We start from the raw sequence: 12757 nt of genomic DNA, 5'->3' as shown, positions 1-12757 counted from the left end.
GGAGTACAAGACAATACTCCGAAGGCAGAACTCCAAGGACTGAACTCCGAAGGCAGAACTCCCAAGGCAGAACTCCAAGGACTGAACTCCGAAGGCAGAACTCCCGCAAGACAAATGTCTTGGACTCCCTGTCTACTTGTCTCCCTGTCTACTTAAATTAGAAGAATGAAAGAATTTGTAATATCAGAAGCAAAGGCCGAGACTGCGGTATTGGTAGGTCTGATTACCAAGGAGCAGGATGAAGCCAAGACCAAGGAATATCTCGACGAACTGGAGTTCCTGGCGGACACGGCCGGTGCTGTGACCGTGAAGCGTTTTACCCAGAAGGTCGGCGGACCCAGTCAGACAACGTATGTGGGCAGTGGTAAGCTGCTCGAGATCAAGGAATATATCAAACAGTGTCAGGACGCCTACGACGAATGGCTGGACGCTCAGGATGCCTCGCTCTTTGCCGAGGGACTGCTCGACGAGAGCAACGCGCCCCAGCCCGTGGGTATGGTGATCTTCGACGATGAGTTGAGCGCCAAGCAGATACGTAACATAGAGAAAGAGCTGCAGGTGAAGATCCTCGACCGTACATCCCTGATCCTCGACATCTTCGCCATGCGTGCCCAGACGGCAGAGGCTAAGGCGCAGGTGGAGCTCGCCCAGCATCGTTATATGCTGCCCCGACTGCAGCGCCTGTGGACCCACCTGGAGCGTCAGGGCGGTGGCTCAGGCAGTGGTGGCGGAAAGGGTTCCGTAGGTCTTCGCGGTCCTGGTGAGACCCAGCTGGAGCTCGACCGTCGTATCATCCTGCAGCGTATCACCCTGCTGAAGCAGCGACTCGCTGAGATCGACAAGCAGAAGACCACCCAGCGCAAGAACCGCGGTCGACTGATCCGTGTGGCACTGGTGGGCTATACCAACGTGGGTAAGAGTACCACCATGAACCTGTTGGCTAAGAGTGAGGTGTTTGCAGAGAACAAGCTCTTCGCTACGCTCGACACCACCGTCCGTAAGATGACCATCGACAACCTGCCCTTCCTGTTGGCTGACACCGTAGGGTTCATCCGTAAGTTGCCCTCCGACCTGGTGGAGTCGTTCAAGTCGACCCTTGACGAGGTGCGCGAGGCCGACCTGCTGGTGCATGTGGTGGACATCTCGCATCCCGACTTCGAGGAGCAGATCCATGTGGTGGAGGAGACTCTGCAGGAACTGGGCTGTGCCGACAAGCCTGTCATACTGGTGTTCAACAAGATCGACGCCTATACCTGGACGCCGAAGGAGGAGGACGACCTGACGCCCATGACGAAGGAGAACCTGACACTTGAGGATCTTGAGAAAACGTGGATGGGTAAGCTTGGGGGACAGGGAGACAAGGAGACAAGTAGTACAGGACATTACATGGAGTGCCTGTTTATAAGTGCCAAGCAGAAAGAGAACATCGACCAGTTGCGCGAGGTGCTCTACAAACGTGTCCGTGAGTTGCACGTACAGAAATATCCGTATAATGACTTTTTATACCAAGATTATGAATAACTATAGACACTTAACCCCGACAGAGATTGAAATCCTGGAGAAGAACGTCTGCTGGTCAGAAGACTGGCAGCGCGTGATGGTTGACGAAGACTTCAAACCCTATAATTTCCACCGTGTGATCTTCTATGGCGACATCCGACTGGGCGCCTTCAATAAGATGGTGGAGGTGAGCAAAGGGTTCGTGAAGCACTCGGGCATCAACGACGCCACGCTGCGAAACGTCACCGTGGGCAACGACTGTCTGATAGAGAAAGTAGGAAACTATATCAACAACTATACCATCGGTAACGATTGTTACATCTCGAACATCTGTACGCTCGAGACCACCGACGACGCCACATACGGCGAGGGCAGTGTGATCTCAGTGCTCAACGAGATGGGCGATGGCAATGTGACCATCTTCCGTGAGCTGAACAGTCAGGTGGCCTGGCTGATGGTGAAGCATGAGCGCGACAAGGAACTGAGGCAGCGTCTGCATCAGATGATTGAAGACGAGTTGCGGGTGTCGCGTCCTGACCGTGGCTATATCGGAAACAACGTGAAGATCATCAACGCCAAGGATATCACTAACACCATCATCAAGGGCGACTGTGAGATCAGTGGCGCTGCCCGTCTGAGTGAGTGTACGGTGATGAGCTCGACCGATGCCCCTGTGTTCATCGGTACGGGTGTCATCTGCGAGAACTCGATTATCTGCGACGGCTGCTCGATCAACAACTCGGTGAAGATGCAGGACTGCTTTGTGGGTGAGGCCTGTCAGATTACCAACGGTTTCACAGCCGAGGCCAGCCTGTTCTTTGCCAACTCGTTCATGGCCAATGGTGAGGCATGTGCCGCCTTCTGCGGACCGTTCTCTGCCTCTCACCACAAGAGCTCGCTGCTGATTGGCGGTGAGTTCTCGTTCTATAACGCCGGCTCGAACACCAACTTCTCGAACCATGCCTATAAGATGGGACCGCTGCACTACGGTACCCTGGAGCGTGGCACGAAGACGGCCTCTGGCTCGTATGTGCTGATGCCCGCCACCATCGGTGCCTTCTCTGTCTGCTTCGGTAAGCTGATGCACCATCCTGACACCCGTAACCTGCCGTTCTCTTATCTGATGGCGTATGGCGACGAGTGCTACCTGGTGCCGGGACGTAACATCACCACCGTGGGCCTCTATCGTGACATCAAGAAATGGCCCAAGCGCGACAAGCGTTCCAAGTTGTCGCGTAAGAGTATCATTAACTTCGACTGGCTCTCGCCCTTCACTGTGGGAGAGATCATGGAGGGTATCAAGATCCTGAAAGCCCTGCGTGAGGCGTCGGGAGATAATGTGTCGACCTACAACTTCCACGAGTACGTGATCAACGCCTCGTCGTTGCGCAAGGGACAGAAATACTACGATATCGCCCTGCGTATCTATATGGGTGCCGTGCTGAAGCGTGCCCAGAAGGAAGGTTATATCGGTGTGCCTGAGAGTACGGTAGGGCAGGGCAAGTGGATTGACATGAGCGGTCTGCTGCTGCCCGAGAGTGAGGAACAGCGGCTGATCGACGACATCAAGACGGGGGCCATCGATAACATCCAGCAGGTGCTCGACCGCTTTGCCGACATCAACAACAACTACAGTGACTACCGTTGGGCATGGAGCTACCAGATGATTCTGGACTATTACCATCTCGATGAACTTGACGCCGCTGCCTGTGAGCGTATCCGTGAAGACTATGTGAGAGCCCGTCGTGCCTGGATTGCAGAGATCCGCAAGGATGCAGAGAAGGAATATCAGATGGGTGACGTGGACAAGGATGTGCTCGATGAGTTCGTAGAAAAATTAGACCACGAGATTGACTACGAGAACTAATCTTTGTGATGAAAAAAAGGAATTTGTTATATCAAAACAACTTTATCGAAGTGCAACAAGTATTGGTGCCAACATAGCTGAGAGTACATATGCTCAGAGTGATGCCGATTTTGTGCACAAGTTAAAGTTATCTCTTAAAGAAGCAAGCGAAAGTAAAGTACAATCATTAATATAATTAATAAAATTGAAGCAAAATGAAGAATATTAAGTGCTTAGTTTTTATACTTTTTTACCTTTTTGCCTTTTTACCTTTACAGGTTCAGGCTAAGGATTACAAGTATGAGACCGTAAACGGAGACCTTATGAAGGCAAGGATCTACACCTTGGACAATGGACTGAAGGTGTACCTGTCTGTAAACAAAGAGAAACCACGTATCCAGACTTATATCGCCGTGCGAACGGGTTCGAAGAACGACCCCGCAGAGACAACAGGTCTGGCTCACTATCTGGAGCACCTGATGTTCAAGGGTACCAAACAGTTCGGTACCAACAGCTACGAGGCAGAGAAGCCTTTGCTCGACGAGATTGAACAGCGTTATGAGGCATATCGCAAGCTGACCGATCCCGAGGCCCGTAAGCAGGCCTACCACGAGATCGACTCAGTGAGTCAGGTGGCTGCTCAGTACTTCATCCCCAATGAGTACGACAAGCTGATGGCGACCATCGGTTCTGAGGGCTCGAACGCCTATACCTCGAACGATGTGACCTGTTATATGGAGAACATCCCCGCCAACGAGGTGGACAACTGGGCCAAGATCCAGGGCGACCGTTTCCAGAACATGATCATCCGTGGTTTCCACACGGAGCTCGAGGCGGTGTACGAGGAGTATAATATCGGACTGACCAGTGATCAGCGTAAGCTGTACTACACCATCAGTAAGATGCTGTGGCCAAACCATCCTTACGGTACACAGACCACTATCGGTACGCAGGACCACCTGAAGAATCCTTCGATTACGAATATCAAGAACTACTTTGATAAGTGGTACCGTCCCAACAACGTGGCCATCTGTATGGCTGGTGATCTGGATCCCGAGAAGACCATCGCCATCATCGACAAGTATTTCGGCGGTTGGAAGCCCGGTGCCGACGTCAAGCAGCCGACATTCGCACCACTGACACCGCTGACACAGCCCAAGGATTCCACTGTGGTAGGACAAGAGGCTGAGCGCGTTTGGGTGGCTTGGCGTGCCAAGGAGGCCAGCAGTCTGCAGTCTGATACACTGTCTCTGTTGACGAGCGTGCTGAGCAACGGTCGTGCCGGACTGTTCGACCTCGCCTTGAACCAGACGATGAAGTTGCAGAGTGCAAGTGCTGATCTGGAGGCGATGCGCGATCATAGTGCTTTCATAGTAATGGGTACACCTAAGCAGGGACAGGGGCTGGAAGAGGTGCGCAGTCTGATGCTGGGCGAGATCGACAAGCTGAAGAAAGGCGACTTCCCCGACAACCTGTTGCCAAGCATCATCAACAACTACAAGCGTAGCTATAACCAGTTGTTGGAGGACAACCGAGGACGTGCTAATATGTTTGTAGACGCCTTTATCCAGGAGGTGGACTGGAAAGAAGCGGTAGAGGCTATCGACCGCGTATCGAAGATTAGCAAACCGGAGCTGGTGGCCTTTGCCAATCAGTTCTTCACTGACGGCTATGTGACCGTGTTCAAGAAGCAGGGCACAGACAGTTTGCAGAAGAAGATCGACAAGCCTGCCATCACGCCGATTCCCACCAACCGCGACCAGGTGAGTCAGTTCGTGAAGGACATCCAGAACACAGAGGTGGAGCCTATCCTGCCTCAGTTCGTGGACTTCAAGAAAGATCTGACCGTGGGTAAGGTAGGTAAGAACCTGCCGATGTACTATATCAAGAACACTACGAACGGACTGTTTAACCTGACGTTCTACTATGACTTCGGTCAGAGTGCCGATAAGCGCTATGATGTAGCGTCTGATTATATCAGACTGTTGGGTACTGACAAACTGAGTGCCGCAGAACTGCGCCAGAAGTTCTATGAGCTGGCGTGCGACTGGTCGTTGAATGTGGGTACCGAGAATATCACCGTGAATCTGTTTGGCTTGAACGAGAACATGCCTGCCGCACTGGCACTGCTCGAGGACCTGTTTAAGAATGTAAAGGTCGATAAGGCTGCCTACGACCAGATGGTGGACCTGACCTTGAAGAGTCGTGACGATGCCAAGAAGAGTCAGCAGAGCTATTTCTCATATCTGTATAACTATGCTGCCTTCGGTGAGCATAATGCCTATCGCGACCTGGTGAGCGAGCAGCAGTTGAAGGAAACCGATCCGCAGGTGTTCGTCGATCTGCTGAAGACCCTGAGCAATTACGATCATAAGGTGGTGTACTATGGTCCGCTGAGTGAGAAAGAGGCTACTACCGCTATTGGCAAGGCACACCAGACAGCCAAGAAGTTGGCTGCTGTGCCTGAGAACAAGCCTTACCTGAACCAGCTCGCTACCGAGAACGAGGTGCTGATCGCACCTTACGATGCCAAGAACATCTATATGCGTATGTACCACAACGAGGGTCGTACCTGGAACCCTGAGGAGGCCGCTGTACAGGAAGTGTTCAACGAGTACTTCGGTAGTGGTATGAATGGTATCGTGTTCCAGGAGATGCGTGAGGCCCGTGGACTGGCTTACAATGCCTATGCCTATTATATCCAGCCCAGCTGGAAAGATCGTACGGAGTGCTTTATGACCCATATCATCACCCAGAACGATAAGATGAACGACTGTATCGCTCACTTTAATGAGATCCTGAACGAGATGCCTGCCAGTGAGGCTGCCTTTAAGATTGCCAAGGAGGCTGTGACCAAGCAGCTGGCCAGCAGTCGCACCACGAAGATCGGCATCTTCAATGCTTATCTCAATGCCCAGCGAATGGGACTCGATTGCAGTCTGAACGAGCTTATCTACAAGCATCTGGATAAGGTGACCCTGCAGGATATCGTGAACTTCGAGAAGGCACAGATGGCCAACAAGCCTTATCGCTATGTCATCCTGGGCGATGAGAAAGAGCTCGACATGGAGGCATTGGGTAAGATCGGTCCTGTGAAGAGACTGACCACAGAAGAAGTGTTCGGGTATTAAGGAGACAAGGAGACAGGGAGTCAAGGAGACAAGGAGACAGGGAGACAAGGAGTTCAAGACATATGACATATACGTTTGAGAATGTAATACTAGAAGATGCAAGTAGAATGTTGCATTTGTATTGTAATGGAATAATAAATAATAACGGAGTAAAAGAATAATAACATGGAGTTCAAGGAGACAAGGAGTTCATGAAGTTCATGGAGTTCAAGATGTTCAAGACATTAGAATCTGCGGGTGTTCTTTCCTGCAAGGTATTGTCCTGAACTCCTTGAACTCCCTGTCTCCTTGTCTCCTTTCCCCTTTATCCCTAAAAAACAAAACTTTATGGCTAAGACAGTTGATTTTAAGTATGCCCCCATGTTTCAGGTGGGCGAGGACAAGACGGAGTACCGCTTGTTGACAAAAGAAGGCGTAAGCACCGCCGAGTTCGAAGGAAAACAGATCGTGAAAGTTACCAAGGAAGCACTGACACTGTTGGCCCAGCAGGCTTTCCACGATGTGGAGTTCATGCTGCGTCGTGAGCATAACGAACAGGTGGCTAAGATCCTGACCGATCCTGAGGCCTCTGAGAATGATAAGTATGTAGCCCTGCAGTTCCTGCGCAATGCCGAGGTGGCTTGCAAGGGTATCCTCCCTTTCTGTCAGGACACCGGTACGGCCATCATCCACGGTGAGAAGGGTCAGCAGATCTGGACTGGTTTCGAGGATGAGGAGGCACTGAGCCGTGGTGTGTTCAACACCTTCACTCAGGACAACCTGCGCTACTCGCAGAACGCGCCTCTGAATATGTACGACGAGGTGAACACCCGTTGTAACCTGCCTGCACAGATTGATATCGAGGCTACCGAGGGTGCTGAGTATAAGTTCGTGATGGTGGCAAAGGGTGGTGGCTCGGCCAACAAGACCTACTTCTACCCCATGACCAAGGCTACGATTCAGAACGAGGGTACACTCATCCCCTTCCTCGTAGAGAAGATGAAGAGTCTGGGTACAGCAGCCTGTCCGCCATACCACATCGCATTCGTCATCGGCGGTACCTCAGCAGAGAAGAACCTGCTCACCGTGAAGCTGGCTTCAATCAAGTACTACGACGGACTGCCCACCACAGGCGATGAGACCGGTCGTGCCTTCCGTGATATCGACCTCGAGCAGAAGCTGATCAAGGAGGCACAGAAGATCGGACTCGGTGCACAGTTCGGTGGTAAGTACCTGGCACACGACATCCGTGTGGTTCGTCTGCCCCGTCATGGTGCCAGCTGTCCTATCGGTATGGGCGTATCTTGTTCTGCCGACCGCAATATCAAGGCTAAGATCAATGCCGACGGTATCTGGTTGGAGAAGATGGACAGCAACCCCACAGAGCTGATTCCTGAGGAGCTGCGCAAGCCCGGTGAGGGCGGCAAGGGTATCGAGATCGACCTGAACGAGGGTATCGATGCCGTTCGTAAGGAGCTCTCTAAGTATCCCGTCTCTACCCGTGTGAACCTGAAGGGTACCATCATCGTGGCTCGTGATATCGCTCATGCAAAGCTGAAGGCTCGTCTGGATGCCGGTGAGGGTATGCCCGACTACTTCAAGAAGTACCCCGTACTGTATGCCGGACCTGCCAAGACGCCAGAGGGCTATCCTTGTGGATCGATGGGTCCGACCACCGCTAACCGTATGGACCCGTACGTTGACGAGTTCCAGGCCAACGGTGCTTCGCTCGTGATGATTGCCAAGGGTAACCGCTCAGATGTTGTTACCGAGGCTTGTAAGAAGCATGGTGGTTTCTACCTCGGTACTATCGGTGGTGTGGCTGCTGTTCTCTCTAAGAGCTCTATCAAGAGCATTGAGTGCGTAGAATATCCTGAGTTGGGTATGGAGGCTGTATGGAAGATTGAGGTAGAAGACTTCCCCGCATTCATCCTGGTTGACGACAAGGGTAATGATTTCTTCAAGACCCTGAAACCATGGACACCTTGTAAAAGGTAAAAAGGGGAAAAGAGGAAAATAAGGTCAAAAGGTATGAAGGTGAGAAAGTATATAAATATGGTGGAAATAAAACGGATCTCTATATCAAGGGGTTTGTTATTGTCTGTTTTACTTTTTTACCTTTTTACCTTTTTACCTTTAAATGCCAGCGCACAGCGGCGTATGCCTTGCGTTCGAAATATCCCTACGGACAAGGCCAAGACCCGCGCTGCGCTGGACGATCCCTCACAGGACTGGGATCCGCAGCGTATCTACCGACAGGCTGTGGTACTGATATCCTTTGCAGACACGGATTTCTCGATGGATGACCCTGCGGGCTATTATCAGCGTGTGCTGAATGAGCGGGGGTATAACGAAGGTCATGGACAGGGTTGTGTGGCTGATTATTTTCGGGACCAGTCAGATGGTCTCCTAAACCTCAAGTTCGACGTCTATGGTCCCTTTAAGGTCAGCGTCAACGCCAATTCCGGTAAAAGCAGTTATTACGGTGACGATGCGATGAGAGAGGCTTTGCAGCAGTTGAAAGCCATCACTACCGCCGACTTCTCCGTTTACGACTGGGATGGCGACGGTGAGGTGGAGCAGCTGGTCTTCATCGCAGCAGGTTTCACAGGCAATCAGTTGTCGGGCTATATCTGGCCCAATACAAATCATACTAATTCCAAGGCCCCAGGCAATCTGGATATAGGCATGACCTCTATCAGTTGTGAGAAATGGAAAGACGGTGCCTTGTGTGGCATTGGTACCATCTGCCATGAGTTTACCCACTGTCTGGGTCTGCCTGACATCTATCCTACGGGAGGCACCTATTTCTCTGCTGTCGACGAATGGGACCTGATGGACGGTGGTAACTATACCAACAAGGGATGGTGTCCGCCGAACTTCTCTGCCATGGAGAAGATGCTCCTGGGCTGGTCGAGTCCCATCGAACTGACGACAGCCACCACCATCACAGGTATGAAACCCGTGAGTGAGGGAGGGGAGACCTATCTCATCCGCAACTCAGGCTATGCCGATGAGTATTATCTGCTTGAAAACCGCAGACAGACCAAATGGGACTATTGTATTCCCGGTGAAGGACTGGCCATCTTCCATGTCGACTTCGACAAAGAAGAATGGAGCAACAATGAAGTGAACAGCGACATGACCCACCTCCGTTATGACCTCTTCCATGCCGATGGTAAGGACTATCTCATCTGGGATCCTGAGAACAATGGCAAGGACATGAGTAAATACACGATGGACGATTGGGTGCGTAACCGTTATCTCAGTACTTCTGTCTATCCCTATACCGACCCGGTGTCGTTGGTGGTGAATGCCAGTCTGACGGACGATTCGGAGCCTGCATCGATGGTGTATAAGGGCTATTTGGAGATCGAAAAGGATGACAAAAAAGATATTAAAGTCTGGCATCCAGGAATGATGTCGAAGTCCATTACCAACATCCGTGTGGCCAGTGACGGCAGTGTGTCGTTCGACTTCATGCAAGTGCCCTCAGGGATAGAGCCCGTCCCAGCGCTCTCAGATGGTGAGGGAGAATGGTACGACCTCCAAGGGCGAAGGTTGTCTGGTAAACCTACGCATAAGGGTGTGTTCATCCATAACAGAAAAAAGGTTGCTCTATAATCAGAGCAACCTTTTTTCTTAATTTCTAAACACCAATCCTTCTCCAAACTCATCAATGATGATCGGTTTGGTGCGATCGACCTCATCTGCTAAGAGCTTCTTCGACAGGTCGTTGAGCACGTACTGCTGGATGGCGCGCTTTACGGGACGTGCGCCATAGTCGGGATCATAGCCCTGTTCAGCCAGGTATTTGATGGCCTGAGGCGTACACTCCAGCGTGATGCCCTGAGGTGCCAGCATGTCCGTTACCTTCTTCATCTGCAGGCATACCACATCGCCAATCTGTTCCTTGGTGAGCGGCGTAAAGGTGATGATCTCATCGATACGGTTCAGGAACTCCGGTCGCATGGTGGCCCTGAGCTGCTCACGTGTAGCGTTCGACGTCATGATGATGATGGTGTTCTTGAAGTTGGCCGTACGACCCTTGTTGTCGGTCAGTCGTCCGTCGTCCAACACCTGTAAGAGGATGTTGAACACATCGGGATGCGCCTTCTCGATCTCGTCGAACAAGACCACAGAGTAAGGCTTACGGCGTACAGCCTCTGTGAGCTGGCCACCCTCGTCGTAACCCACGTATCCCGGAGGTGCACCAATCAGTCGACTCACGCTGTATTTCTCCTGATACTCACTCATGTCGATACGCGTCATCATCGTCTCGTCGTTAAACAGGTAGTCGGCCAGTGTCTTGGCGAGCTCCGTCTTACCGACACCCGTCGTACCGAGGAAGATAAACGAGGCGATCGGTCGCTTGGGGTCCTGCAGGCCGGCACGAGAACGGCGTACAGCATCGCTGACAGCTGTAATTGCCTCCTCCTGACCAATGACACGCTTATGCAGTTCCTCCTCCAGGTGAAGCAGTTTTTCACGTTCACTCTGCATCATACGTGTCACAGGGATGCCCGTCCAGCGGCTCACCACCTCTGCGATATCATCGGCAGTCACCTCCTCGCGCACCAGTGAATCGCCATTCTGTGCTGTTGCCAGTTGTGACTGGATGGCCTTGATGTCATCCTCGAGTGCCTTCAGTTTCGAGTAGCGTATCTCAGCGACGCGGCCATAGTCGCCCTCGCGCTCAGCACGCTCAGCCTCGAGTTTCAGGTTCTCTATCTCCTGCTTGTCCTGCTGGATCTTGTTGATGAGCTGGCGCTCACCCTCCCACTTAGCACGGAACTGCGTCTCCTGTTCACGGAGCTCAGCAATATCCTTATCCAGTTGAGCTATCTTCTGGGTGTCGCCCTCGCGTTTGATGGCTTCGCGCTCAATCTCCAGCTGAGCCAGTCGGCGGGTGATCTCGTCGAGTTCCTCAGGTACGGAGTCGCGCTCCATACGCAGTTTGGCGGCAGCCTCGTCCATCAGGTCGATAGCCTTATCAGGCAGGAATCGTTCGCTGATATAACGCTCAGACAGTTGGACGGCAGCGATACAGGCATCGTCCTGTATACGTACCTTATGGTGGTTCTCGTAGCGCTCCTTCAAGCCACGCAGGATAGAGATGGCCGACAGTTCGTCGGGCTCATCCACCATGACCGTCTGGAATCGGCGTTCCAGGGCCTTATCCTTCTCGAAATACTTCTGATATTCGTTCAGGGTGGTAGCACCAATGGCTCTGAGTTCACCACGAGCCAGGGCCGGTTTCAGGATGTTGGCTGCATCCATGGCGCCCTCACCACCACCGGCACCTACCAGTGTGTGGATCTCGTCGATAAAGAGGATGATACGGCCTTCAGCCTTCGTCACCTCATTGATGACGCTCTTCAGGCGTTCCTCAAACTCACCCTTGTACTTCGCACCAGCTACCAGCGCACCCATGTCGAGTGAGTAGAGCTGTTTGTCCTTCAGGTTCTCGGGCACGTCGCCACGTACGATTCGGCCTGCCAGACCTTCTACGATGGCAGTCTTACCCGTACCAGGTTCACCAATCAGGATCGGGTTGTTCTTCGTACGGCGCGACAGGATCTGGAGCACACGTCGGATCTCATCGTCACGGCCAATCACAGGGTCGAGCTTGCCCTGGCGTGCCAGATCCACGAGGTTCTTGGCGTACTTCTCCAACGACTGGTAATTGTCGTCGGCCGATTGTGACTGAACCTTCTGGCCCTGGCGCAGTTCCTGAATGGCTTTTGCCATGTCCTTCTCCGTGCAGCCTGCGTCTTTCATGATGCGTGAGGCTGTAGAGTTCACGTCCAGCAGAGCCAGCAGAACGGGTTCTACCGACACGAACTCATCGCCCATCTTCTGGGCTGTCTCCTGCGCACGCACGAGTACATTATTACTGTCATGAGAGAGATACGGTTGTCCGCCCTGTACCTTTGGCAGGTGTTTGATCTCCTGCTCAACGAGCAGTTCAATCTGCTGGGCGTTCACACCGAGTTTCTGGAAGATGAAGTTCGTGACGTCCTTCGCCTTCTCCAATATACCCTTGAGGATATGTACAGGTTCGATGACCTGCTGGCCGTTGAGTTGGGCGGTGTTCACCGCCTGCTGTACGGCCTCTTGTGCTTTGATTGTAAATTTGTCGAGTGTCATATTTACCTCCTTTTTTATGTTTTTACCTTTTTATTTCTCTACCCTTCAATAGTTGTGCCGAGGAAGGGCTTACCGACAAATTGTCGGACTGTTCTGCCGATTTGTCGGACATCTCTCCTTGTCCTTCAGCTTCCCCAAATCCCATGTTCCC

Annotated in this window: 7 protein-coding genes; 6 read left to right on the top strand and 1 reads right to left on the bottom strand. The window is 52.2% G+C overall.

Annotation, left to right across the window (positions count from 1 at the left end):
• The first annotated feature begins 165 nt into the window (after positions 1-165).
• The 6 genes from hflX (at position 166) to BMX82_RS10865 (ending at position 10080) form a co-directional block, all read left to right on the top strand.
• Positions 166-1521, top strand: coding sequence for a GTPase HflX (gene hflX / locus BMX82_RS10890; RefSeq protein ID WP_091768874.1), 1356 nt, complete (start codon positions 166-168; stop codon positions 1519-1521).
• A complete protein-coding gene (locus BMX82_RS10885; protein ID WP_091769512.1) occupies positions 1514-3367 on the top strand; it encodes a DUF4954 family protein in 1854 nt (617 codons plus the stop codon). The genes hflX and BMX82_RS10885 overlap by 8 nt, the downstream gene beginning before the upstream one ends.
• A complete protein-coding gene (locus BMX82_RS10880) occupies positions 3351-3542 on the top strand; it encodes a four helix bundle protein (protein WP_081910988.1) in 192 nt (63 codons plus the stop codon). Before BMX82_RS10885 ends, BMX82_RS10880 begins: the two co-directional genes overlap by 17 nt.
• Positions 3543-3561: 19 nt before the next feature.
• The gene (locus tag BMX82_RS10875; RefSeq protein WP_091768872.1) at positions 3562-6477 is read left to right on the top strand and encodes a M16 family metallopeptidase; all 2916 of its coding nucleotides are present in this window, start codon (positions 3562-3564) and stop codon (positions 6475-6477) included.
• A gap of 327 nt (positions 6478-6804) precedes the next feature.
• On the top strand, positions 6805-8454 hold the full coding sequence (locus BMX82_RS10870; protein WP_091768869.1) for a fumarate hydratase: 1650 nt from the start codon (positions 6805-6807) through the stop codon (positions 8452-8454).
• 162 nt (positions 8455-8616) lie between these two features.
• Positions 8617-10080 carry a M6 family metalloprotease domain-containing protein gene (locus BMX82_RS10865; protein ID WP_177172086.1) on the top strand — a complete coding sequence of 488 codons (1464 nt, stop codon included), beginning with the start codon at positions 8617-8619 and terminating at the stop codon, positions 10078-10080.
• 18 nt (positions 10081-10098) lie between these two features.
• Here BMX82_RS10865 and BMX82_RS10860 read toward each other — a convergent pair whose 3' ends face one another.
• On the bottom strand, positions 10099-12606 hold the full coding sequence (locus BMX82_RS10860; protein ID WP_036909549.1) for an ATP-dependent Clp protease ATP-binding subunit: 2508 nt from the start codon (positions 12604-12606) through the stop codon (positions 10099-10101).
• Between the last annotated feature and the right edge of the window lie 151 nt (positions 12607-12757).

It is taken from the genome of Prevotella sp. khp7 (genome assembly GCF_900109055.1).
Lineage (GTDB): Bacteria > Bacteroidota > Bacteroidia > Bacteroidales > Bacteroidaceae > Prevotella.
This window is presented reverse-complemented; position numbering and strand designations above follow the sequence as displayed.

Bases quoted from the DNA above. Each gene is read 5' to 3' on its own strand.
- hflX (WP_091768874.1), top strand. From the start codon at position 166: ATGAAAGAATTTGTAATATCAGAAGCAAAGGCCGAGACTGCGGTATTG.
- BMX82_RS10885 (WP_091769512.1), top strand. From the start codon at position 1,514: ATGAATAACTATAGACACTTAACCCCGACAGAGATTGAAATCCTGGAG.
- BMX82_RS10875 (WP_091768872.1), top strand. From the start codon at position 3,562: ATGAAGAATATTAAGTGCTTAGTTTTTATACTTTTTTACCTTTTTGCC.
- BMX82_RS10870 (WP_091768869.1), top strand. From the start codon at position 6,805: ATGGCTAAGACAGTTGATTTTAAGTATGCCCCCATGTTTCAGGTGGGC.
- BMX82_RS10865 (WP_177172086.1), top strand. From the start codon at position 8,617: ATGCCTTGCGTTCGAAATATCCCTACGGACAAGGCCAAGACCCGCGCT.
- BMX82_RS10860 (WP_036909549.1), bottom strand. From the start codon at position 12,606: ATGACACTCGACAAATTTACAATCAAAGCACAAGAGGCCGTACAGCAG.